The following is a 23,928-nucleotide window of genomic DNA, read 5'->3' on the forward strand; positions in this document are numbered from 1 at the left end:
ATGAGGAAACAGCTATTCCGAGGACAGGTATAAATCATATAACTTGTACGCAAGCATCAGATTAAAGCGTATTTCCGCATCCTCAATGTTCAGTTTTAACAGCTCACTTATTTTTCCCAAGCGATACTTTAGCGTATTTCGATGAATATGAAGATGTTCTGCGGTATCCTTTAAGTTTCCACTTACACGTAAATAAACGTACAAGGTATCGAATAAATCCTTATTGCCGCCTTCGACGTATTCTAATAAGGGATCCAGATATTCTCGAATAAACAAGGACGCGGTACCGCTATCCTGGAGGTTGTGGAGCACCTTATAGGAACCCAAACCGTTAAAACAGAGAAATCCCTTGCTTCTATATCGCTGGCACACGATTTTTAGCGCCTGCAGGGCCTGTTTATAGCAATGAAAATAATCCTCCAACTTTTCCGTCTGTTTGCTTATCCCTAAAAAAATCTCAATTCCCTTGAGCTCTCTCGAAACCAGCTGTTTCAGCTTGGCATACATAAGTTCCCAGAAATCCTTATACTCGTTCTCTTTTTTCGCGGGGACAAAAAGAATATAATAGCTGTCTTTACGGGTTACCTTAATGTCGGGATCATATACCGCCATCTTCTCTCTGATTTTTTCCCAAATCCACGTTTTGGACGTTTCCAGCGACAATAAATCGTCTTCCCGATAGAAGCTGCCGTTAAATTCAAGAGAGAGCAAACCGATTTTATGAGATTCTTGAATATTGAAATTAAACAGGCTCGAGTACTGTACGATTTTGTTGCGATCCTCAAGCTTTTCTACCAGCAGTTGATTGATGAAGCTGTCCTTTATTTGCTCCTTGGCATCCAAAACCAGTTTTTGCTTAATAAATTGGATCGCATACACATTCAAACTCTGGTTGACCGCCATTCTTACGAATAAATCCAAATCGTTCTTGTGCAATTTTAAAACTAAATAGGCATGCAAAGCCTTGCCGCCTACCACTTTCCATAAACCATACTCGCCCAATTGATCATTCAGCCAAAGCCATTGCTCTTGATTGCCGTTTTGTATAACGTCCCATATTTTTCCATTTAAAATGATAGAAATTTGTTCGATATCGACGATGTCGTTTTCAACAATGGAAGAAGCAATCGGCCGAAAAAAACGATCAAACAACATAACGCTGCAATGAATCATTCGCGATAAAGAAACGGTGATTTCCGAACAATCTTCTCCAATCACGGTCTGCTTGATTAACTCCTGGTTGTGCAGCACCAATTTTTCCAACCGGCTTTTCGCTTCCAATTCATTTTTATACAATCTTGCGTTTTCCACCAGAACCGAAACATGCGAGCATAAAAACTGCAGCAGTTTCTTATCTTCATCGGTAAATAAACCGGAGGACTTCATCACATGAAGGATACCTATGGCTTTCAGATTAACCATCAGTGGGATTGTCAACTCCGGCCCTCCCGCTTTTTCTAAATAACTGAAATGGTTAAACAAATGAAAATCGTCATGAATTTTAATGGTTACAGCCGAATTCGATGGCCCGTACGCAGGAGGCTGAAAAATGAAGTGGTTATGGTCCTCATCAAACAGATATACAACAGCCGAATCCGCATTCGTTTCATTTCCGGCGCGTTCTACAATGTTTTTTATTAATTGTTCAATGGAGGAACCCAAATAAATATTTTCCTTCAGCCAATCGATTCCCCGGATTCTTTGTCTTTCCCTTTCTTTATGGATGGCTACGCCGATACTTGTCGCGATATCTTTGCCGAATTCCAAAAAAAGCTTCTCGACGCTGTTGTCCACGACGAATGGGACTATTTTTCTGTAGCCGATCACGCATATGCCGAGACTATCGGCATCCGATTCCTTGATAGGCACAGTAAACCAATTCGAGAATTGTTCATGCTTGAGATATTCATGAAATTTACATTCCTGATCTTCACGTATCTCGGTTAAGTGGGCCACTCCGCTGGTCAAAAAAACGGGCGAGAAATCATGTTCTTCCATGGTTAAAATTTGCGAGAAAACTCGGGAATCGCCTTTCTCAAATTTGATTCTGAGCAAATTCCCTTCCTTTAAAATAATTGAAACATAATCACAGGTGAATTTTTTCCAAAACGATTCCGTCAAATAGTGAAGGGTTTCAGCAAGTGTATCGAATTTGACCAATTGCCTTGCCGTCTTTCTCAAATGGTCGTCGATTTTTTCCATTAATAAATTTTTTCTGCTGTTCACCATATCGCGAACCTCTTTGTTTTGGATTTTTTATTATTTAAACGAAAGCATCGCTCAAGCAGGCTCTTCTTGCCCGAGATAGGATGACTGTACCAAAGGATCACCCAAAACGCGCTCGGCGTCACCGTGGAGTACGATTTGTCCCCGGTCCAAAACATAGGCGCGATCCGCTACTTTAAGCGCAGCCCTTACATTTTGTTCGACCAGGATAACCATTGTCCCCAATTCTTGTTTGATCCTTCTTAACGCCTGCAAAATTTCTTTCACGATGATGGGAGCGAGCCCCATTGAAGGCTCATCCAATAAAAGGAGCTTGGGTTCCGACATAAGTCCCCTGGCGATCGCCAACATTTGCTGTTCGCCGCCGCTTAAGTTGCCGCCGGGGTTGTTCATATGTTTTTTAAGACCCGGAAACAGCTCCAGCATCCGCTCAAGATTGGTGTTGAGCTTTCCTCTGTCAGCGTAATATTGACTAAACATTCCGAGGATAAGATTGTCTTTAACGGTTAGATTGTGAAATATTTGCCTTCCCTCGGGCACAAGACTCAAACCTTGCCGGACGACCCGATAGGCAGGAAGCCCCTTAATGGATTTTCCCGCAAGCCGTATTTCCCCATTAGCAGGTGGATACAGTCCTGCCAATGTACCTAATAGTGTGCTTTTCCCGGCACCGTTGGAGCCGATGACCGCAACGATTTCGCTTGTGTTGACAAACAATTGAATAGACTTCAGCACATGAATCTGGCCGTGATACGTATCAAGTTGTGTGACTTCGAGCATCAATAGACCTCCTCACCCAGATAAGCGGCTATGACCTTCTGATTGGACTGAATTTCACTCGGCGTCCCTTCTGCGATCATGTTCCCGAAATCGATGACCACAATACGATCCGCGATTTTCATGACCGTACGCACATCATGTTCAACGAACAAGAACGAAGTGCCCTTTTCTTTCATTCGCATAATAATTGCGGCGAGCTTATCACTTTCCGCATCGTTTAAGCCGGCCAGAGGTTCATCCAGCAGAACCAGCGACGGTTCCGATACGATGGTTCTTGCCATTTCTAACAGTTTCTGCAGTCCGTAAGAAAGGTTTCCGGCCAATTCGTCCCTTCTGCCGACGAGTCCCACTAATTCCAACGCCTGTTCAGCCAAGTGCAGTGCCAAGTCGTCATCCTTACGGACAACGGATCGGACAAATGCCGCATTAAACACATTTGTTTTTAATTTTGTATGCGTACCGAGAACGACATTCTCAAGAACCGTCATGTTCTTAAAAATTTCCAGGTTCTGAAACGTTCTGCGAAATCCGCGTTTGGCCAGTTTATGGACCGGAAGCCCATCAACCCGCTTCCCGTGAAATTCGATCACTCCGGAAGTCGGAGCGGTGATACCGGAAATCATATTAAACAATGTCGTTTTACCGGCTCCGTTCGGCCCGATAACGGCGACAATATAGCCGCTGCCTACTCCGAACGTTACGTTATTCACTGCCGTAACTCCGCCGAATTTCTTCGTTATTCCGGTTACTTGTAAAATATTATCGGCCACCTGGATGTTCTTCCTCCTTTACCAGCCCTATCGTTTTGCCGTTCATCCACCTTGATTTCGCCTTCTCTGACCAGCTTCCGAACGCGGCGATCAAGCCCTTGGGCATAAACATCATCACCAGGATCAGTACCAGTCCATAAACCACGACTTCTACCTGACCTCCTCCCTCCATCAGCAGCGGGACAACGTAGCGAACCCCCTCACTCATAAACGTCATAACCGTTGCCCCAAGAATCGCTCCCCAGACCGATTGGGAACCGCCGACCGCCACCATAACGAGAAACTGGATAGAAGCAACCACACTGAAAGTAGGCGGAGCAATGAAATTGATAAAATGGGCGTACAGACTTCCAGCTACAGATGCATAAACGGCACTTAAAATGAAAATTTGCACTTTATATATGGAAATGTCGACACCCAGCGTCAGCGTCGCTATTTCACTGTCATGGATGCCGCGCAGCACCCGCCCCACCTGGGAATTAATAATGTTCAGCGACACAAGTGCGACCAGCAGCACGATGAACCATACCAACAGAAAATAAAAACGGTTCTCGGACAGATTCAAGCCGAAAAGTGATAAGCCGGGTATACCTGAAAGCCCGGATGCGCCGCCTGTCAATTTGGATTGACCTATCGTGACGATATAGACAATGATGTTAAAGCCTATCGTTGCCAAAGCTAAAGAAAACCCCTGCAGCTTTAAAATGGGCAGCCCTACAATAAAAGCTATCGCTGCCGTAACCGCTGCTCCTATCAGCAAGGCTGCCGTCGGATTCATCCCATAAGTTGTAGTGAGCATGCCTGATGCATATGCGCCGATACCGAAAAAGGCGGCATGCCCGAGCGAAATTTGTCCGGCATACCCCATTAACAGCGATAATCCCAGCGTAACAATGCTGTAGATGCCAATCATGATGAGTATGCCGAACAGATTCGCCGATTGGACAAAAAGCGCCACAAGCGCCATCAGTACAAGAATGAACAGAAAAGCTTTGGAATTGCTTTTATAGAACCTTTTTTTGATTTCGGGCATTCGCAATAACCTCCTGATTTAGACCCGCTTGCCGGACGCTTTGGCCAATAAACCTCTGGGAGCAAAACACAGCAGTAAAACAAGAATGGCAAAACTAATCGCATCGCTGTAAGCGGTGGAGATATACCCCCCGGAGAAGGTTTCCAGCAATCCGAGAACCAGGCCGCCCAGCACGGCACCTGTCACGCTATGCATGCCGCCAAGCACCATCGCCACCACTCCCTTTAAACCGAGAAACAATCCCATATCGTAAGTGGCGCTGGTAATCGGGGTAATCACGATACCGGCAAGGGCCCCAATGCCCCCGCTGATGACAAATGCAAGGGAGGACATCGCTTTCGTGCTAATGCCCATTAATTGCGCCGCTTTTGGATTAACCACACACGCTTTTACTGCTGCTCCCAATACCGTTTTTTCAAAAAAAAGATATAACAGGCCCAAAAGGACAACCATCGTCGCAAACACCCACATGCTCTGTGGTATCAGAACGGCCCCGAGAATCTGAATCGGCTCATTGCTCGAGAACGGCTCCATCCCTATCGGATAAGCTCCCCAAATGATATAGCCTACTCCCCTGATGAGAATCGACAGGCCGAGCGTGATGATGATTAAGGTGACCACGGAAGCACCCGGAATCGGGGACATCGTTGACTTCTCTACAATCCCGCCTAGTAATGCGGTAACCAGTACGGCAAGCACGACGGACACGAAGACCGGGATACCCTTATGAATGAATGAAATGCAGGTCAAGGCGCCGATCATGGCAAACTCGCCCTGAGCGAAATTGAGAACACCGGTCACATTGTAAACGGTAACAAAACCGGTTGCAACCAATCCGTAAATGCTGCCTATGGTTAATCCGGTAATGACAAACTGCATAAATTGCGCAAAATCCATGTCGGTTTCACCTCATATAGGGAATGCATTCCGAATTCGAATTTCGTTTGCATTCCCTTTGTATTATTTAACGTAGGACCAGGCGCCGTTCTTTACAGGCAGAAGCGAGATACCGCTATCATCCACACCGGCATGATTGTCTTTGCCGAAACGGAATATCCCTGACAAACCGTGATATTCGCCTAAATTATTTTCCAGAAAAGCCCGGATTTGCTCAGGCGATGTATTTCCGGCTTCGACGGCTTTCAGGATGATGTTAATGGCGTCGGTCGCTTTTGTTGTAAAGATGTCACCCTTGTATTTATACTCCGCCATCATGTCATTATTGTGCTGGATTAATTGCTTTTTGTAATCGGACTCCGGAAGCTGGTCGACAATACTGATTTTGCTTCCCTGCGCTAAAACGCCTTCGCCGCTCGCCCCTATCTGCTGCAAGAATGCATCGTTAGCCGCCGCCTGACTCTGCAGCATCGGTATCGTGAAACCCAGCTGCTTAAAGTTTTTCACGACCACGCCCGCCCCCGGTGTTCTCGACCAGACGATGAGCGCGCCTGGTTTTTTTGCTTTTATCTTACTTAACTGGACCGTCATATCGGTCGCCGAAGCATCAAAGTCTTCAACAGCGACGATCTCAATGCCGTTTGGCTTCGCCAACTTTTGCAGAATAGGCAGTCCGCTCTGCCCGAACGCGTCCCTGGCATTAATCCACGCAACCGTGTTAATGCCTTTTTCTTTGAGATCATCGATCATCTGCTGGATGAGTACTTCATTGGTGTGGCCTGTTTGAAAAATGTTATCTCCCAAGTCTCCAATCGGGGCCCCGGAGACAAAAACGACATTACTTTTTAAAGCGGCATCGCGCAAAGCGATTGAGGTGCTGACCTGCGTCGCTCCATAAATCACACTGACGCCGTCATCGGAAATTAATTTTCTCATGTGCAATACGGCTTTCGTGTCATCCGTTTCGTAATCCTTCATAATAATGTCAACTTTCTTCCCGCCGATTTTACCGCCTTGCTCCTCCAATTTCTTTTTCACTAATTTGATAGCGTCTACCTCCGGCTTGCCCAGCCCGGAGGCAGGTCCGGTTTCGGCCAATATGATGCCGATTTTCACAGTGTCGCCGGAGGCGGAATCGCTGAGCGGAGCTGCCGTTTTTTCGTTAGATTTTGCATCAGGACTGGCGGCCGGAGGCGAAGAACTGCATCCCATGACCGCTATCCATGTAAGCAATGCGATGAAACAGCCTATTCTTTTACTCATTCTACATTCCTCCAACAATAAGTTTAATGGCGCGTCCCTACTCGGAAAGGATTTGTTTCGCAATAACCAGCCGCTGGATCTGATTGGTGCCTTCATAAATCTGCATGATCTTCGCATCGCGCATAAACTTCTCCACCAAATAATCACGCATAAACCCGTATCCTCCGAAAATCTGCACGGCATCCGCAGCCACCTTCATCGCCGTATCGGAAGCAAAACACTTGGCAAAAGATGCGTGTTTAAGGGATGGTTGTCCCTGCTGCAGCAAAAACGCCGATTGATAAACGAGCAGTCTGGCCGCTTCAATGTTCATGGCCATATCCGCAAGCATAAATTTAATGCCCTGAAAATGGGAGATGGGCTTTCCGAACTGTTTGCGCATTTTGGAATATTCGAGTGCCAGCTCATACGCCCCTTGCGCCACACCGACGGCCTGCGCTCCGACAATGGGACGCCCGTATGACATCGCTTTCATAAATATCCGGAAGCCGTCACCTTCCTGTCCGATAAGGTTTTCAGCAGGAACCTTCACTTGCTGAAACATGACCGATGCCGTGTCGGAAGCGCGCAGCCCCATTTTCTTTTCCTTAGGCCCTACCGAGACTCCGTCCAAATGGCGATCGACAACCAAGGCCGTGAAACTTCGTGAATCGCCCAGTTCCGGATGTTTGGCCAGCACAACAAAGAAATCGGCGTAGCTTGCATTGGTGATAAAGCACTTCTCGCCGTCAAGAATGTAGCCGTCCGCGGTTCTCCTGACAGTCGTTGACATCCCTGCGGCATCACTGCCCGCTCCCGGTTCTGTCAAGGCGAAAGCGGCCAGCTTGTTTTCCGCTGTCAGCCGGCTTAAATACCGCTTTTTTAGCTCCTCGCTGCCGCCGATCAATAGCGGGTATGCGGCCAGTGAATTGCCGTCAACCGCGAGTACAAAGGAGGGGCAGCCCCGGGCAATCTCCTCCACGACCAACGCATGTGAGATTTTGTCGATCCCCGGGCCTCCATATTGTTCCGGTATACCCAAGTTGAACAGCCCGCAATCCCGCAATTGTTCCAGCAGTTCGAAAGGAAACCTTTCTTCTTCGTCATATGTTCTTGCCACCGGAACGATGACTTCATTTGTTACTTTCCTGGCAAGCGCCCGGACGGCAGCTTGTTCTTCGGAGAGCTGAAAAATAGGTCCCGCCTCCTCTCGCAGTCTTTTATCCAATCATGGCCTTGCGTATCCTGGCCGGGATGGAGGCAGCCTTGATATTGCCTTGATTAATCGACACCCATACCCGAACCTCATATCCCGCTGCCAGTAAAAGCTCCTGTTTGTATATATCGTGCGTGACCTTAAAGGACTTCTCTCCCACATGCACGATCTTCGATTCGATACGGAGCACATCTTCGAATAAAGCCGGCGCTTTAAATTCGCAGTGCGTTTCAACAAGCGGCATTCCCGCGTTTTGTTCAAATAATTGGGACAGCGGATAACCCAAAGAATGAAACAGTTCCGCGGTTGCCTGGTCCATCCATTTATAAAAGTTCGGGTAATAAACAATCGCCGCCGCATCCGTATCCGCCCATTTCACCTTGTACACGTATTCATTTTGATACATGACAACCTCCGATATGATCGTTATGCCGCGCTAGAACCACTATACGCTCATTTTTTCTAGCACTTCCGTTTTGAGCTTCATTTTCTGGATTTTACCGCTTGCGGTTACGGGGAATTCCTGCAAAAACACGATTTCTCCGGGAATCTTGTAGCTCGCCAACTTATCCTGCAAATAATCTTTTATTTCCTGGGCCGAGCATTCCGCGTCCGGTTTTAATTTAACCGCTGCGCAGACAGACTCTCCCATGACAGCGTCAGGCAGCCCGATAACGGCAGCCTCCAAAATTTTGGGATGCTCATACAGCTTGCCTTCGATTTCCTGCGGGTAAATGTTGTAGCCACCGCGGATAATAAGCTCTTTCTTCCGGCCGACAAAACGGATATATCCTGCTTCATCCAAAGTTCCAAGATCGCCGGTGTAAAACCATCCTTCAATATCGAACGCCTGCCTTGTAAGCTCGGGCGCATTATAGTAGCCTTTCATTGGGCCAAAACCTTTGCAAGCAATCTCTCCCACTTGGCCAAAGGGCAACGGCTCGCGCATCTCGTTTACGATTTTCACTTCTGCTTCGGGCAGAACCTGCCCGATGGTCTCCAGAATATGCTGTTCTTCATCCGGATATAGGGTCTGGGCGACGCTTCCAACCTCGGTCAAGCCGTATCCGGTGCAAATTTCAATCTTCATTTTTTTCCGGATCTCTTTCAATGTTTCCGGTTGTACAGGAGCCCCGCCTATCAGACATGCCCGCAGGGAAGACAAGTCGTAATTAGGAAACTCAGGATGATTAAGTTCGATAATAAACAAAGCCGGTACCCCGTTGCGGATCGTTACCTTTTCCTGTTGTATGAGTGCAAGCGTTTCTTTCGGACTATACTTTTCCTGCAGGACGATTTTCGCTTGCGCATGAATCGCCGACATGAAGCAAGAGCCCATACCGAACACATGAAAAAGCGGGATACTGATAATGAACACATCTTCAGACGTACATTTCATCCGGGATCCGACTAGCGAAGCTCCGCGAGTCAGATTGCGATGCGTCAGAATGACTCCTTTCGGAAGACCCGTCGTTCCCGATGTATAAAGGATGCATAAATCGTCATGGGTAGGATCGATTTCAACTTGGATGGGAGCGGGCCCGGTATATGGGTTGAGCTCGGTGAAGGGAGTAGTGCCCTCCTTCTCGAAGCGAACGGCGACGATATCATGGATCCACGGCACGATAACGCCCACGCCTAAATGCTGTTCGAACTCTTCGCTTATAAAAACCAGTTTCGGCTTGCAGTCCTGCACAATATGTTGGACTTCATGCATGCGATACTTCGGATTAAACGGCACGAGAACAGCACCTAATTTGGAAACCGCAAAATAGATAAGCACCGTCTCATGCCAGTTCGGCAAACAAACGCCTACGCGATCGCCTTTTTGTATTCCCCTGGCGGCCAAAGCACCGGCCAACCGGTCGCTCTCCTGCTGCAGCTCACGATAAGTGAGACGCCGTGTCCGATCATAAACGGCCTCTCTGTCCGGCTGCAGCTCTACCGCTTTCTCGAGCATTTGCGGCAAAGTCAAGCAGCGCTCGCTCTCTCCCATTGTTAACCCTCCCTTTTACAATCTCTCCCAGATGACGGCAATCCCTTGGCCCCCGCCGATACAAATTGCAGTGGCCCCATATTTCTTCCGTCTTCTGGCCAGCTCATGGAGCAGAGCTAACGTGATTCTTCCGCCGGAAGCTGCCATGGGATGCCCTAATGCAACGGCGCCGCCGTTGACATTTCCTATCTCCGGGTTAAAATCAAGCTCTTTCTGGCACGCTAAATATTGCGCGGAAAAAGCTTCGTTAATTTCTATCAAATCCAAATCCTGCAATTTCATACCGGCCTTTTTAAGTGCATTTCGGATTGCGGGTACCGGCCCGATTCCCATGATCGTCGGTTCCACCCCGATGACTTCCCAGGATACGATGCGCGCCATTGGCTCTAATCCTCTTGCTTCGGCATGTTTGGCGGATGTCAAAATAAACGCGGCCGCGCCGTCATTTACTCCGCTGGCATTACCGGCGGTCACTACGCCGTCATCTTTAAACCTCGCTTTTAAGCCGCTCAACTTTTCCATCGTTGTCTCTCTCGGCTGCTCATCCTTATCTACGATCCGGGCCGTCTTCTTTTCATGGACGGTTACCGGAACAATTTCCTGCTGCATGTATCCCTTTTGCATGGCCGCAAGCGCCTTTTCATGGCTTAATAAGGCATGCTTATCAATCTCTTCCCTGGTCAGACCGTATTTGGCGGCTAAATTCTCGGCCGTTATCGCCATATTGCATCCCGCGTACGTATCCGTCAGTCCCTCCCATAAAACATCTTCAACCGGCTTGGAACCATAAGGGACACCCCATCTGGCGCCGCGGATGACGAAAGGAATTTGACTCATATTTTCCGTTCCGCCGGCAAGCGCCATTGTCGATTCGCCCGTTTGTATCAGCCTCGCCGCCGAAATAATCGACTCCAAACCGGAGCCGCACAGCCGGTTTATCGTCAGTGCCGGCGCAGGTATGGGAATGCCTGCTTTAAGACCGACATGACGCGCCAATATGTGAGCATCATTGCTCGATTGATAGGCGTTTCCGATGACTACCTGGTCGACTTCTTCAGGATTTACATCAGCCCGGCATATAGCTTCTTTTGCTGCGACCGCTCCCAGATCAATCGCAGATATTTCCCGGAACGAACCGCAAAATTTCGTAAACGCTGTTCGCGCCCCGTTCACCAGCACCACATCTGTGTCACGCATTCCCGTTCATCTCCCTGCGAAATTCGGTTTTCGTTTTTCCGCAAAAGCGGCCATTCCCTCTTTCCGGTCCTCACTTGTAAAAGCGATGCTGGAACGTGCGCTCTCAATTTCCAGCGCACTCTCTAAATCCACATTGCTCCCGGTATTCATGGCTATTTTTGCACTTTGCATGGCCACCGGCGGCTTCTCCGCCAATTTCATCGCCCATTCCATTGCCGAATTGCCGAGCTCTTCTAATGAAACGACTTTATTCACTAACCCGTAGCCATAAGCTTGCTGCGCATTGATCATTTCTCCGAAAAATATCATCTCTTTAGCGCGGGCCTGACCGATAATCCTCTGCAGCCGCTGTGTACCGCCGGCTCCGGGGATAATACCCAGGTTAAGCTCAGGCAGTGCAAACTTCGCATTCTCCGAGCAGATACGCAGATCGCATGCCAAGGCCAGCTCGCACCCGCCTCCTAAGGCGAGCCCGTTAACCGCACCGATAATCGGTTGAGACAGCTGTTCCATCATCTGGAAAGCTTTGCGCGAGAGCCTTGCCATCCTGGCGATTCCCTTCTGGTCAAGTCCCGTCATTTCATGAATATCCGCTCCGGCGGCGAACGCCTTTTCCCCTTTACCGGTCAAGATAACGGCCCGGACATTGCTGTCCTCATCAAGGGCCTCCAACAAATTGTACAGTTCGATAAAAATGGTGCTATTGAGCGGATTATAGGGCGGCCTGTTCAGAGTAATCACGGCTACTCTGTCTTCAACACGGTACTCCAACGTTTCAAACTCCACGAAAACAGCTCCTTTTTCAGATCATAATCATAGCAGGAGTTATTGGGGTTGATTGTAATCGTACCAACCGGCACCCGTTTTTCTGCCCAACCTTCCGGCTCTAACTAAACGTCTTAGCGTAAGAGGGGCCGCGAAGCGGGCATCCTTAAACTCCTCGTAAAAATAGTCCATTACCCGCAAACCGAGGTCCACTCCACCAAAATCCTGCAGCTTAAATGGCCCCATGGGATAATTTAGCCCGAGCGTCACCGCTTTATCGATATCCTCAACGGTTGCGACGCCTTCTTCTACGAGCCGGATCGCTTCGATGAATTGGGCGGTCATGATTCGATTGACGATAAATCCCGGCGAATCCTTCTTCACTTCAATGGGTTCCTTTCCCAATTCCCGTGCGATATGCATTAAAGCGTCAATGGTTTGATCACTGGTCTTATACCCTCTTATTACTTCGACGAGCTTCATAATGGGTGCGGGATTGAAAAAATGCATGCCTGCTACCTGATGAGGCCGGGTGGTAGCTTCCGCAATTGCGGTGATAGAAATACCGGAAGTGTTCGTGACGATTAGCGCCTCAGGCTTAAGAATCGCATCCAGCTTTCTAAAGATTTCTTGTTTGGCAGTTAAATCTTCGACGATCGCTTCAATGACTAAATCACAGGCTTTGAACTGAACCAAATCCGTTGTAGTTTCTAATCGCTTCACGGCTTCCTCTCTTTGCTCTTCAGTCATCTTGCCCTTCTCTATGCTTTTGCCCATCGCAGCATACATGCGTTCCTTTGCTTGATGGAGCAGGGAATCATTCAGATCCCAAAGCAGTACGTTAAAGCCTTTCGATGATGCCAATTGTGCGATTCCTGCCCCCATAGCTCCAGATCCGGCAACGCCAATCATCATTTTCTCCACCTTGTCTCCCTCTCCTTTTTTATATCCGCTTACAATATTGATTTTATCTTATTGGCTGAGCATGAATATACGTCCACCATCCACAAAAATTTGCACTTTCTTTGTCACTGATAACCAATGACTTACTGTGAGCGCGTAAACATACATACAAAAATAGACGTGACTGAAACTTTCGCCTATTCAGACCAAATTTCATATTCACGTCTTATTTGTTTGAACGGTCAAAAAACGATTACTGCAGCAATCCATGAGGATCAATCACAAATTTCCGCGCCACCCCTTTATCAAAAGCTGCATAAGCTTCGGGCGCTTCATCCAACGAGATTACCGTTGCGTTTACGGCCTTGGCAATCTGCGCTTTCCCCCTCAGAATAGACATCATCAATTCACGATGGTATTTCATGACCGGTGTTTGCCCGGTAACAAAGGTATGAGCTTTTGCCCAACCCAAACCAAACCTGATTTTAAGTGTGCCAATCTTGGCATCTTCGTCAACGGCGCCCGGATCTCCCGTAACGTAAAGACCCGGGATCCCCAATTTCCCCGCTACCCTGGTTACATCCATAATGGAATTAAGTACCGTGGCAGGTGCTTCTCCGTGTTGTCGTCCATGTCCATGAGCTTCAAATCCTACGCAATCAATGGCGCAATCAACCTCCGGGACCCCGAGGATTTGCTCGATTTGTTCACCCAAATTGTCATGTTCTCTCAGATTGACCGTCTCGCATCCAAAGCTTTTGGCCTGCTGCAGCCGATCGGCATTTAAATCCCCCACGATGACAACGGCGGCTCCTAGAAGCTGAGCGGAATGTGCTGCCGCCAATCCTACCGGCCCTGCGCCTGCCACATAAACCGTAGAACCCGGACGAACGCCGGCAGATACCGCTCCGTGAAATCCGGTCGGGAATATATCCGAAAGCATCGTTAAATCTCTAATTTTCTCCATCGCCTGGTCTTTATCCGGAAACTTAAGCAATTGAAAATCGGCATAAGGGACCATCACATATTCCGATTGTCCGCCAACCCAGCCGCCCATGTCCACATATCCGTATGCGGATCCGGGCCGATCGGGATTTACGTTCAGGCAAACGTGGGTATGTTGTTCTTTGCACGAACGGCAGCGTCCGCAGGCGATATTGAATGGAACGGATACCAGATCTCCCTTTTTGAGAAATTCTACATCTCGCCCTATTTCAATAATTTCTCCTGTTATTTCATGTCCGAGCACAAGTCCGGACGGTGCTGTTGTTCTGCCGCGGACCATGTGCTGATCGCTTCCGCAAATGTTAGTTGTCACCACTTTAAGGATAACGCCATGCTCACACTTCCGGCCCACGTTTTTCGGATTAACCCCTGGTCCGTCCCTTAACACCAGATCGGGATAATCGATATCCTCAACAGCTACTGCACCCGGCCCTTTGTACACAACAGCTCTGTTATTTGCCATTATATAATGCCTCCTCTGCCCCCACTTGATCTTCGTCCTCATAATAATGGACATTTTCCCGCTTCAAAACTTCCCGCAGCTGATAAAAATCGAGGCTAAGCTCTCCTCTTGCAATTTTTTCTTTCGTGCCTTCCTCTTTCCGCATTCTCTGTTTAGACGCTTCCAGCGTAGATTGTATGTCATCACGCTTCACAACCACGATACCGTCATCATCCGCCATCATAAGATCCCCCGGATTCACCGCGGCGCCGCCACATACCGCCGGAGCATTTACCCATCCGCCCCGGGTTTTCACCGCGCCCTGTGAGTGAATCGCTTTCGTCCAGATCGGAAACCCGAGCTCCCTGATTTGAGCCGCATCCCGAATTCCGGATTCTGTGATGACGCCTTTTACGCCGCGTTTCATTAACGCCATGACGATCAGCTCACCGATCATTCCGATGGCATTTTCACCAATGGTGCTGATGACAAGAATATCGCCGGGCCTGCACACTTCAATGGCGGCGTGGATCATCAAGTTGTCCCCAGCATAGCAAACAGCCGTTACCGCCGGGCCGCAAATTGCGGCCCCGCTTGATATCGACTTGATCTCCCGGCTCAAAAGACCCATCTTCCCCTGAGCTTCGTGAACGGTAGAAACATCCAGCTTCGAATATTCTGCTATGATTTGCTCATCCGGCCGCTTGATATTTTTGACGACGTACTTGTTCATCACACAAATTCTCCTCCCACATAAGGAAAGAACCGGCTGAAAGCCTCCGCATATTTATACTGGTTGTTTCCCGATACCCGGCGTGCATGGTTGCCTCTCAGCCTGGCTTTTGCATCATAGTAATCATGCAAATGTTTTTGCGCTTTAAAAGCTTCCATCGCAGCTAATTTTTGTTCATAGGTTTCCGTAATATCAAGGATAAGTTCAGGTTTAAAGTCGCTAATTTCCGATTGATGCGGCTCGAAGCCGAATATACGTGATTGTTTAGCCGTTGCCGTTCCGTCGATTCTAACGCCGTTTGAGGTTGACAATACGCTCGCATCAAAAACGAATTTACCCACCGTTTCATGATCCGGATTGAAGGCGTCTTTGAATCCGTGCGTCAGAATGTCGTGCGGCCTCACTTCCCTAATCTTGCGTACGAGCCGCTCCATCCGCTCTTCGCCCAATTGCATATGGTAATCCTGATAGTCCCAGTACTCCATATCGGTTATTCCCAAAGCCTGTGCGGCTTCCTCAATCTCGCTTCTGCGTATTTTCTTCACATTGTCATAGGTTTGCCCTTCGATGTTCCAAAGATCGTTGGATTCCCCCCGGATCCCATAACTCAAAATGACGAGGGATACATGGGCGCCATGCTTGACGTACTTCGCAATGGTGCCGCCTCCCCGCCATACGAAGTCGGCGGCGTGAGCGCTTACAACTAATAAATTCGTATTGCTGTCAATCATAGTCTATCCCTCCTTGGCTGATTACATGGTTGGGTCCGTACTATTTGTCCACTACCGGTGTGCCGTATGTATGGAATGTGGAGATCGTAGGCGTCAGCCAAGCCTGCCCTCTGGCGCGTTCTGCCTGGCTCCAGGTGATGGTCTCCGCATCCGGCGCATAAATGAAATAGCCTCCGGTACAGACCTCAATTCGGTTTCCGCCCGGCTCATAGCAGTACAGGAAGAAGGTTTGCTGAATCGCATGCTTTGCGGGTCCGCCTTCGATATAGATGTCATTGTCGATATAAATGTCTGCGGCCCGTAAGATTTCTTCCCGCGTATCGACGAGAAAGGCAAGATGGTGGAGTCTTCCCCGGCTGTTCGTGGAATCAACCGTGTAAACCAGCTCATAAGATTTCTGCCCCGAATACAGCCATGAACCGGCATGCTCCCCGCTGTCGAGCACAATCTGCTCGCTTACTTTCATACCCAAATGATCCTGCAGGAACTTGCTCGTCGGCTCGACTTTCTGTGCCAGATAATTGATGTGATCCAGCTGGCGGACGCCTACCCCGTTGCCGGTATATTTTTGCGGCTGGTTTTTCAGGATCGGACGTAAATGTTCAGGCGCTTTATACTTTTCCGTTTCAAAGTAGAGCTCCATAGCATGCCCGTCGGGATCGCGAAATTGGTAGGACTTCCCATGACCGAAGTCGCCCTCACTCCAACCGATGCCATAACCGCTTTTGTCGATGGCCGCCGCACGCCGTTCCAGCGCTTGCGGCGATGTCGTGCGTATCGCGGTATGTCCGATCCCCGGTTCCTTGGACTCGGTTAATTTCATACAATAAGACTCATAATTCCCGAATCCGCGAAGAAATACAGATTGCCCCTCACGTGCCACTTCCTGCATACCCAGAATATTCGTGAAAAAGGCAACGCTTTCATTTGGCTTCGGCGTCAGCAGTTCAACATGCCCCAGATGCGCAATATCTCTGACCTGTTCGTTAAAAGTATCCATTAGATTTCTCCTCCCAAAAATGAATGCAAGATTGTTTTACAATTATGTATACAAGTTTAGTTTGTTTTTCATCCTGTGTCAACATGAATGTTTAAAGTAACCGGTCAATAACAGGAAAAAAAGACGAGTATTGACATCATACCCGCCTTTTCATCTACTTCCTTAACCATTTAAGGCTTTGTGCACGTATAGCTTTCCGCTGCATTTACGTCTCCGGATCCGTTGTATTTCGGCCATTCAGGATAACGGCATGCGGGCCTTGTGCGTCCTACCGTGTTCTTATTGGCATCTGTCGCAACCAATTGATCGGGAGCTTCATTTGTTACGACCCACTTATCCAAAGCACCTAGCGTATCCATTGTTGCAGTGAACGGACCGGTGCCGTGACCGTAACCGGGAATTGCGTAGAAACGAACAAATGGATCCAGGCTGGTTTTTCCGAATTCCTTCTCAAGCCCTTCGTAATAGTTGATCGTATTGAAAGGACTGACACCTCCATCGGCAAGGGCCCCTACAAGAATAATCTTACCGCCCTGCTCTTTGAAGCTTTCGATCTTCGGGCTGTTAGAGTTTAGAAGCTCGGATAACTCCATAATCCGCTCTTTATATGTATTCGGATCAAATGTCAACGAATCAAAAGACGGATCTTGTGTGACAAGGTATCTGACATTCGTATCACCGGAAGCTGCGTGAAAAGCATCCCCTCCGACAGGAGTCCACATAGGCGGCTTTGCCGGTACCGGTCTTGTACCCAAATGGAATGCAGATTTATCACCGCCCAGCAGAATTGTGGATTGAGGGAATGAATCAACACCGTTATTAAAGGTGAAATCATAAGGCATTGGCGAACTCATTACCCTTACGGTATGAATCTGGGCATCCGACAGACAGTCATTCCCGGTATCGGCGCCGTCCGGACAACGCAGGGTATTTTCCACCGTTTTTATGGTAAACGTTTCGCTGCATGTTTTCACATCACCGATGATACCGTCCACCACACCGTCCAGACCGTCGCAGGCCTGATATACAGCATCGTTCAGAAGCTTATACTTTTCCGGATTCAACCATCCGGCGCCATCATTTGCATAAAGGGCTTGTGCATATTGGTTGTCCGTGAGATGCAACAGCATCAAATGAACAACTGGATAGAAGGCAATGACACCATCATAATCACCCGGCCACCTCTGGACAACCGTCAATGCTTCCCGGCCGCCTTCCGAACTTCCCGCAAAGTATTTTTGCTCCGGAGCTTTTCCGTAGTGGTTTTTGACTAAAGTTATAGCCACATCATAAGTCTTTTTCAGCTGATCGCCGGCGAAATTATTCAAAGCTTCCTTATTAAGGCCGAAGGAAGCATCGAAAGCAACCGTGCTCTGATGTCCGGAATCACTTCCGAATGTGACATAACCCTGCTTTAGAGGCATCGGAACGCTCGACATTTGACCGGGAGTACCGCCCAAACCTGTAATCAGCGTGCCGTTGAAACCGCCTCCGCCCAGCTGCAAGGTTTTGTGGTTCCATTGGGTCGGCAGGTTGATTTCAAAAAGGATATCCGGCGCGTTCTGATCCACCGGGTGAATGGCGCCGAGCACCTTGCAAAACTCGCCGTTCACATTGCTCTCTTCATTTTCCAGCACCAGAGAGGCCGATTGAATCGTGGCCCCGCTTGTCGGCAAACGAATGTCGGATGCCGGGAGTATCCTTCCATCCAGTTTTGAACAGGCGTTCCGCGCAACCGTGAAACCGTATATACGCTCAGCCAGATCATTTGCCTCTTGAAGATTCAGCTTCTCATAAGGATTAACTTTTTCCGATGAATCCGCCTTCAAAACTCCCAGTGTATGTAGATAGCGGACCGGAAGCTCCGCCCAGCCGGCAATTTCTTCTTTATCCGCGAATATTCCTTGATTCGCTTGGTCACCATTGAATCCATCAATCGCGTTCTCCATAACGCGATACAGCATCGTTGAAAGTTCCTGCTTGCTGATGACTGCGTCGGGCCAGAATTTTCCGTCTTCGATCCCCATAACAATCCCCGCAGAGTGAGCCTTATTAATTTCAACGTCATCCGTATCGGTAAAAGGGTTGTGATCCGGATGGATTGTTTTTCCGCTTATGCGTTCATATAACCGTACCGCCAACTTGGCCGCTTCTCCCCTTTGGACAGGAGCGCCATCACTCTCAAGCTTAACCGTCGATGCTGGGTCGTCTCCTGCAGGTGCCTCGGCAAAACCGACAGAGGAAAACATAGGAGATACGGACGAGACCAGGAGTGCCATGGTTAAAAGCAAGGTACATCGTTTCTTTGTTTTCAAGCTAAAAGCTCCTCTCCATACTATATAAATCATCCATCTTCAGCACAGTTACTGCAACTGCTTTCATGTCTGGTGAAAGGTTAAGGCCGTTGAATACTTAACAAGGAAAGCCGGAACCTCTTAGCGTGCAGGAATCCGGCTTTCTTGTTAACGAATCAGAGATACAGCTGCTTGTTGATCGGGATGTTGTGCTCCCGGCAGTAGCTTTCATAGTGGTTGATGTACCACCAGACATCGAGTGTCTCGAGGAAATTGGCATTCTCGTCGTAAAACTCGATCGGTCCTTGAAGCCAGCCGAACAGCTTGACACCATCCGGGTGGTCAGTCACGAGCGTATGCGTCTCTCCCGGTGTTTCGTAGATGAAGTCTCCGGGACCCGCTACCCAGTCATATTCGAGATAGCGGACGCTGCCTTCCAGGCAGAGCATGACCACCGTCCCCCTGTGCCTGTGCGTGCCGATCACGCCCGGTGACTTGATCCAAAGAATGTTGCTGTAGATGTTGTTGCGGACATCGAAGGCTAGATGGCGAATTGCAGCGTTATCGCCGAACGGCACCCATGGGCTCTCCTCCCCCTCTACGAACTTACCCTCGACGCCATGGCGCTTGATCACATCGGCATAGGGCTCGGGGATATCGACAATCTTGTAAGCGGACGGGGGCGCCGTCATCTTCTTATCGGCCGTTTCAGACATATTTATTTTCCTCCTTGGTTTTCGTTATAATCCTATTGTGAATCAGCAGCAGCATGATGTAATCCAGGCACCTCTGAAAAAATAGGCTGCTTCATTTGACAGCTGTCCCTTCATGATATACCCAGTAATTTTCGCCCTTTTCTTTCTCTAATTGGTCAAGGATCTCTAAATGAATTTCTTTTACTTGTTGTGGAGTAATTAATTCCTCTGGATCCACTTTTTCTATTTGTACGCTGGTTTTGTCTTCATATAGATGCTCACCCTTCAGCCTTCCTTGCTCATCATAGGGCCATAAGAACACTTGTCGGCTGCTTAAATGGTAATAAGCTTCCAAATCATCGACCTGAAAGCCCATATTGGCCAGGTCTTTTCCCTTGGTTATCTGATGAAAGGTCAGCTCATCTGCAATCCCCCAGTCAGCAACAGCAATTCGATCGTCTGAATTCCAGAGTACGGCTTCTTTTACGCTGTTGTAAAAGTCAATCACCCCTTCCTTCTCTTCGATAACAACAGGATTATCACCCCATGTCACTCGATAAACAGGATGGTCTGCCATCATATCGTCCGCGACAATCTTTTCAAATTGACCGGATGCCTCAAGATGTACGTGTCTTCGGTAATTATTAAGAATGGCTCTATGCAGTGGATTTTCCGTCTTTGTCAACAGCTCCTCCACCGCATCCATACAGTGACGTATTTGATATTCAAATCTGTTCATTCAAGATTCCTCCCATTATTTTTGTTTTACAGCCGTATGTTCTGGTTGAAATGTATGATGAATATCGTACAAGCTGCCGAATCCAATAAATTTCTATTGGGCACAATACCCGCCATCAATCACTAATTGACTGCCTGTTGTAAACTTGGATTCATCCGATGCCAAGTATAGAATTCCATTTGCGACATCGATTGGCTCACCAAAATGACCCATTGGAAGTAACGACTTGACGTAGTCCACATCTTCAATATTGGACATCATCGGTGTTTGAATATATGCCGGATGAACCGTATTTACTCTGATTCCTGTGCCTGACTTCGCGCAATACAGAGCTGCAGATTTAGATAATAGATCTACGCCTCCCTTGCTTGCGCTGTAAGCCACTAGTCCAGGGTCACCAACGATTGAAACGATGGATGAAACGTTAATGATGGATCCTCCGCCCGTCCGTTTCATCGCTTCTATACCATATTTGGTACCTAAAAAAGGGCCGTCGAGATTGACGCTCAGAATTTGATGCCATAGTTCAAATGTTGTATCTTCGATCGCAGCAAATTTTCCAATCCCGGCGGAGTTTACGACGACATCAAGCCGTTCATAGGTTTGCAGGACCGTTTGGATGACAGACTTCCACTCATCCTCCATGGAAACATCATGCTTTATAAAAGTAGCGTGACCGCCGGCTGAATGGATCCATTCAACCGCTTTTAAGCCATTCTCTTGATGAATATCCGTTAATACAACCTTTGCCCCTTCTTTAGCAAATAATAGGGCTGTCTCCTTCCCGATACCCGATGCTGCACCTGTAATCAAGGCAACCTTTTCCAGCAATCTCATTCTTTATTCCCTCATTTCAGTGTAAGCTCCATTTAATTAAAGATTTATCTTTTTAGGCGTAACCAGAATCTTTGAATGAGATTTATCGGTCAAAAGGGTCGTAAAACCTTCTTCTACGATTTGATCTAATGAAATTTTTTTGGAAATCAATCCCTTTGCATTTATTTTTCCGTTAGCTATTAACGAAATCACCTCCGGGAAAACATGCCGATAAGCACAGGAAGATCGGATCCTCCGTTCGTTTAACACAAGTAGATTAGGATTAAATGTTACCGCCTTTTCCCATAAACTTACGATCACCATTTCCCCATCCGGCTTAACGCTGTCAAGCGCTTCCAAAAAAGAGGTTTCTACGCCTGCAGCTTCATAACTAACGTCCACACCCTTGGTGCCGGTGATTGTATGAATAGCCTCCACCGTTTTCTCTTTTAGAGGGTTAATGAAATCGGTGGCACCCAATTCTTGAGCTTTAGCCAAACGGCTCTCGGATACTTCCACGGCAATAATTTTACTGGCACCCGCGGCTTTGGCAGCTTGGATCAGAAGCAGCCCAATGGGGCCGGCTCCAAATACGGCACATGCATCCCCCACCTTTAATCCGCTTGAACGAACGGCATAAACAGCCACCGCTGCCGGTTCAATGACCGCACCTTCTTCAAATGAGATGGTATCGGGCAGTTTATGTACCAAGTGAGCCTGAACCGTTGTATATTCCGAAAATCCTCCCCCATTTGACGTAAGTCCATGAAATCCGCGTTTGGGACACAGGTTATAACGACCGCTTTGGCAATGAATACAAGTACCACAAGTTAAAATCGGTTCCACCGTTACACGGTCACCCATCGTCACATTTGTCACGCGATCTCCTATTTCAACCACTCTGCCGGCAAACTCATGACCCAGAATCACCGGAGCTACCTGCCCTGTCAATGGATGAGGCTCCGAAACGGGGATTGTCATAGGTCCCGATACGTATTCATGAAGATCGCTGCCACAAATACCGCACCACTCGACCTCTATTTTAACCATTCCTTCCCCGGTGACGGGTTCTTCCACCTCAACGACCCGGACATCTTCTAATCCGTACCAGATTGCAGCTTTCAACCTTATCCCCTCCTCCGCAGGCAGAACATCAATGTATAGATGAGCCGGGTCAAATGTTTGATACCGTAGAAGATCGCAGCTCTGCTTCTCTTTTCGCCTTAACCTTAATCGGTGACGTTTCGATTAAAAACAACGAGACCAAAGCACTGATAAGGGCAAATGCCGCTGACATCAACAGCGGAACCATGATCCCGTAATGGTCGGCAGCGACACCGCTTAATGTTACGATTCCAACGCCGCCTATCAATTCACCGACGCCCATTGTCAAGCCTACGGCGGCTCCAATATATTTGCGGGGAATGGTTTCAGCCGGAATGATCGACATGAAGAGAGCCATGGGTCCCGGCCCTGCGCATCCGATAATAACAAGTATCATTAACATCCAGAATGGTCCGTTGAAAAACAGGATCGATAAGGGACCTAACATGGAAATGAAGGAGAATGTAATCATTGCCGGCTTTCTTCCCCAGCGATCAGACAGCGCCGGTACAACAAATCCCCATACGGCCGCGCTTATACCGACTGCTGACATGACATAACTCATGATATCGGGCGAAACTCCTTTAGCTTGAACCAGATAAAGAGGAGCAAAAGTAAAAACCAGCGTATACCAAGGGATGAAGAAAATACCGATAATGATGCATAATACGATATTTCTGTATTTAAACAGATCCCGCACACGGACGTTTTCGTCTTTTTTATTACCATCAGCTGAAATCGATTCGGATTCATTAGAAGTTTTCGGTTCCCGGACATATCTCCATATCAAGAAGGCTACAATCAGACCGGGAATTAATGTGAGTAAGAACGTGTTTCTCCAACCGATGGCTATGGCAACCGCTACAAGAACGATCGGTCCTAAAACTCCACCCAGGAAATTAGATGAAAAGTTTTGTAGAAATCCCAGATTGAAGCCACGCCGTGATTCTGATGATTCCACAGCTAGAATGGATGCACCTGTAGGAAAGAACGGCCCTTCAACCAATCCCATGAGCATGCGTATAAAGAGCAAGAAGAGGAAACCTGTTACCACGCCTGTCATAAACGAACAAAGAGAAAAAAACAAAACCGAAATGGCTAAAAAAACTTTTCTCTTTCCTAAACGATCCGCGAAATAGCCTCCAAAATAGCCTCCGAGTGCCCAAGTTAAAGAAAATCCTGCAACGATCAAACTGATTTGGGTATTGCTCATTGGAACATCCTTAATAATAAACGGCATCAAAAAATTAACTGCCAGTCGATCGAAAAATAAAAATCCCCAGCCCAATGATAGAATAAGTAGTAGCTTATTTTCATAAACCCAAAACTTCCTGTTTGCCATGC

The 23,928-nt window shown here is 47.9% G+C and carries 22 protein-coding genes; all 22 read right to left on the bottom strand.

Annotation, left to right across the window (positions count from 1 at the left end; all coding sequences use genetic code 11):
* Positions 1-12 precede the first annotated feature (12 nt).
* The 22 genes from ACZ439_RS04675 to ACZ439_RS04780 all read right to left on the bottom strand — a co-directional run bounded on the left by ACZ439_RS04675 (position 13) and on the right by ACZ439_RS04780 (position 23,926).
* A complete protein-coding gene (locus ACZ439_RS04675; protein WP_464620691.1) occupies positions 13-1,662 on the bottom strand; it encodes a helix-turn-helix domain-containing protein in 1,650 nt (549 codons plus the stop codon).
* Positions 1,663-2,280: 618 nt separating this feature from the next.
* Positions 2,281-3,006: an ABC transporter ATP-binding protein gene (locus ACZ439_RS04680; RefSeq protein WP_464620692.1), complete on the bottom strand. Its 726-nt coding sequence runs from the start codon at positions 3,004-3,006 to the stop codon at positions 2,281-2,283.
* On the bottom strand, positions 3,006-3,776 hold the full coding sequence (locus ACZ439_RS04685; protein ID WP_054797764.1) for an ABC transporter ATP-binding protein: 771 nt from the start codon (positions 3,774-3,776) through the stop codon (positions 3,006-3,008). The genes ACZ439_RS04680 and ACZ439_RS04685 overlap by 1 nt, the downstream gene beginning before the upstream one ends.
* Complete coding sequence (locus ACZ439_RS04690) at positions 3,766-4,809, bottom strand: branched-chain amino acid ABC transporter permease (protein ID WP_464620693.1); 1,044 nt, start codon at positions 4,807-4,809, stop codon at positions 3,766-3,768. Before ACZ439_RS04690 ends, ACZ439_RS04685 begins: the two co-directional genes overlap by 11 nt.
* Positions 4,810-4,827: 18 nt before the next feature.
* On the bottom strand, positions 4,828-5,706 hold the full coding sequence (locus tag ACZ439_RS04695) for a branched-chain amino acid ABC transporter permease (protein WP_464620694.1): 879 nt from the start codon (positions 5,704-5,706) through the stop codon (positions 4,828-4,830).
* 63 nt (positions 5,707-5,769) lie between these two features.
* A complete protein-coding gene (locus ACZ439_RS04700) occupies positions 5,770-6,969 on the bottom strand; it encodes an ABC transporter substrate-binding protein (RefSeq protein ID WP_464620695.1) in 1,200 nt (399 codons plus the stop codon).
* 37 nt (positions 6,970-7,006) lie between these two features.
* Positions 7,007-8,176 (bottom strand): acyl-CoA dehydrogenase family protein, encoded by a 1,170-nt coding sequence (locus ACZ439_RS04705; RefSeq protein ID WP_464620696.1) that lies wholly within the window; start codon positions 8,174-8,176, stop codon positions 7,007-7,009.
* Positions 8,169-8,570, bottom strand: a complete 402-nt coding sequence (locus ACZ439_RS04710) for an acyl-CoA thioesterase (RefSeq protein WP_054797757.1) — start codon at positions 8,568-8,570, stop codon at positions 8,169-8,171. Before ACZ439_RS04710 ends, ACZ439_RS04705 begins: the two co-directional genes overlap by 8 nt.
* A gap of 39 nt (positions 8,571-8,609) precedes the next feature.
* Positions 8,610-10,160, bottom strand: a complete 1,551-nt coding sequence (locus ACZ439_RS04715; protein WP_464620697.1) for a class I adenylate-forming enzyme family protein — start codon at positions 10,158-10,160, stop codon at positions 8,610-8,612.
* A 15-nt stretch (positions 10,161-10,175) separates the two neighbouring features.
* A complete protein-coding gene (locus ACZ439_RS04720) occupies positions 10,176-11,357 on the bottom strand; it encodes an acetyl-CoA C-acetyltransferase (protein ID WP_464620698.1) in 1,182 nt (393 codons plus the stop codon).
* A 6-nt stretch (positions 11,358-11,363) separates the two neighbouring features.
* Complete coding sequence (locus tag ACZ439_RS04725) at positions 11,364-12,143, bottom strand: enoyl-CoA hydratase/isomerase family protein (RefSeq protein WP_464620699.1); 780 nt, start codon at positions 12,141-12,143, stop codon at positions 11,364-11,366.
* A 39-nt stretch (positions 12,144-12,182) separates the two neighbouring features.
* Positions 12,183-13,037, bottom strand: coding sequence for a 3-hydroxyacyl-CoA dehydrogenase family protein (locus ACZ439_RS04730; RefSeq protein ID WP_464621109.1), 855 nt, complete (start codon positions 13,035-13,037; stop codon positions 12,183-12,185).
* Positions 13,038-13,278: 241 nt separating this feature from the next.
* Positions 13,279-14,493 (bottom strand): formaldehyde dehydrogenase, glutathione-independent, encoded by a 1,215-nt coding sequence (gene fdhA / locus ACZ439_RS04735; RefSeq protein ID WP_054797756.1) that lies wholly within the window; start codon positions 14,491-14,493, stop codon positions 13,279-13,281.
* Positions 14,483-15,205, bottom strand: a complete 723-nt coding sequence (locus ACZ439_RS04740; protein ID WP_464621110.1) for a 4-carboxy-4-hydroxy-2-oxoadipate aldolase/oxaloacetate decarboxylase — start codon at positions 15,203-15,205, stop codon at positions 14,483-14,485. The genes fdhA and ACZ439_RS04740 overlap by 11 nt, the downstream gene beginning before the upstream one ends.
* Entirely contained in the window at positions 15,205-15,936 is a 732-nt protein-coding gene (locus tag ACZ439_RS04745; protein ID WP_174817587.1) for a PIG-L deacetylase family protein, read from the bottom strand. The genes ACZ439_RS04740 and ACZ439_RS04745 overlap by 1 nt, the downstream gene beginning before the upstream one ends.
* Positions 15,937-15,976: 40 nt before the next feature.
* Complete coding sequence (locus ACZ439_RS04750) at positions 15,977-16,936, bottom strand: catechol 2,3-dioxygenase (protein WP_127610835.1); 960 nt, start codon at positions 16,934-16,936, stop codon at positions 15,977-15,979.
* A gap of 170 nt (positions 16,937-17,106) precedes the next feature.
* Positions 17,107-19,251, bottom strand: coding sequence for a tannase/feruloyl esterase family alpha/beta hydrolase (locus ACZ439_RS04755; RefSeq protein ID WP_464620700.1), 2,145 nt, complete (start codon positions 19,249-19,251; stop codon positions 17,107-17,109).
* Between the two features lie 155 nt (positions 19,252-19,406).
* Entirely contained in the window at positions 19,407-19,946 is a 540-nt protein-coding gene (locus tag ACZ439_RS04760; RefSeq protein ID WP_218029667.1) for a 2,4'-dihydroxyacetophenone dioxygenase family protein, read from the bottom strand.
* A gap of 91 nt (positions 19,947-20,037) precedes the next feature.
* Positions 20,038-20,664 (bottom strand): hypothetical protein, encoded by a 627-nt coding sequence (locus tag ACZ439_RS04765; RefSeq protein ID WP_054798434.1) that lies wholly within the window; start codon positions 20,662-20,664, stop codon positions 20,038-20,040.
* Between the two features lie 93 nt (positions 20,665-20,757).
* Positions 20,758-21,501, bottom strand: coding sequence for a glucose 1-dehydrogenase (locus tag ACZ439_RS04770; RefSeq protein WP_127610637.1), 744 nt, complete (start codon positions 21,499-21,501; stop codon positions 20,758-20,760).
* A 36-nt stretch (positions 21,502-21,537) separates the two neighbouring features.
* A complete protein-coding gene (locus ACZ439_RS04775) occupies positions 21,538-22,605 on the bottom strand; it encodes a 2,3-butanediol dehydrogenase (RefSeq protein ID WP_372813620.1) in 1,068 nt (355 codons plus the stop codon).
* A 49-nt stretch (positions 22,606-22,654) separates the two neighbouring features.
* Positions 22,655-23,926, bottom strand: coding sequence for an MFS transporter (locus ACZ439_RS04780; protein ID WP_201318956.1), 1,272 nt, complete (start codon positions 23,924-23,926; stop codon positions 22,655-22,657).
* Positions 23,927-23,928 lie beyond the last annotated feature (2 nt).

It is taken from the genome of Paenibacillus sp. JCM 9796 (genome assembly GCF_055379675.1).

Bases quoted from the DNA above. Each gene is read 5' to 3' on its own strand.
- ACZ439_RS04680 (WP_464620692.1), bottom strand. From the start codon at position 3,006: ATGCTCGAAGTCACACAACTTGATACGTATCACGGCCAGATTCATGTG.
- ACZ439_RS04690 (WP_464620693.1), bottom strand. From the start codon at position 4,809: ATGCCCGAAATCAAAAAAAGGTTCTATAAAAGCAATTCCAAAGCTTTT.
- ACZ439_RS04695 (WP_464620694.1), bottom strand. From the start codon at position 5,706: ATGGATTTTGCGCAATTTATGCAGTTTGTCATTACCGGATTAACCATA.
- ACZ439_RS04700 (WP_464620695.1), bottom strand. From the start codon at position 6,969: ATGAGTAAAAGAATAGGCTGTTTCATCGCATTGCTTACATGGATAGCG.
- ACZ439_RS04710 (WP_054797757.1), bottom strand. From the start codon at position 8,570: ATGTATCAAAATGAATACGTGTACAAGGTGAAATGGGCGGATACGGAT.
- ACZ439_RS04715 (WP_464620697.1), bottom strand. From the start codon at position 10,160: ATGGGAGAGAGCGAGCGCTGCTTGACTTTGCCGCAAATGCTCGAGAAA.
- ACZ439_RS04720 (WP_464620698.1), bottom strand. From the start codon at position 11,357: ATGCGTGACACAGATGTGGTGCTGGTGAACGGGGCGCGAACAGCGTTT.
- ACZ439_RS04730 (WP_464621109.1), bottom strand. From the start codon at position 13,037: ATGATGATTGGCGTTGCCGGATCTGGAGCTATGGGGGCAGGAATCGCA.
- fdhA (WP_054797756.1), bottom strand. From the start codon at position 14,493: ATGGCAAATAACAGAGCTGTTGTGTACAAAGGGCCGGGTGCAGTAGCT.
- ACZ439_RS04740 (WP_464621110.1), bottom strand. From the start codon at position 15,205: ATGAACAAGTACGTCGTCAAAAATATCAAGCGGCCGGATGAGCAAATC.
- ACZ439_RS04745 (WP_174817587.1), bottom strand. From the start codon at position 15,936: ATGATTGACAGCAATACGAATTTATTAGTTGTAAGCGCTCACGCCGCC.
- ACZ439_RS04750 (WP_127610835.1), bottom strand. From the start codon at position 16,936: ATGGATACTTTTAACGAACAGGTCAGAGATATTGCGCATCTGGGGCAT.
- ACZ439_RS04760 (WP_218029667.1), bottom strand. From the start codon at position 19,946: ATGTCTGAAACGGCCGATAAGAAGATGACGGCGCCCCCGTCCGCTTAC.
- ACZ439_RS04765 (WP_054798434.1), bottom strand. From the start codon at position 20,664: ATGAACAGATTTGAATATCAAATACGTCACTGTATGGATGCGGTGGAG.
- ACZ439_RS04770 (WP_127610637.1), bottom strand. From the start codon at position 21,501: ATGAGATTGCTGGAAAAGGTTGCCTTGATTACAGGTGCAGCATCGGGT.
- ACZ439_RS04780 (WP_201318956.1), bottom strand. From the start codon at position 23,926: ATGGCAAACAGGAAGTTTTGGGTTTATGAAAATAAGCTACTACTTATT.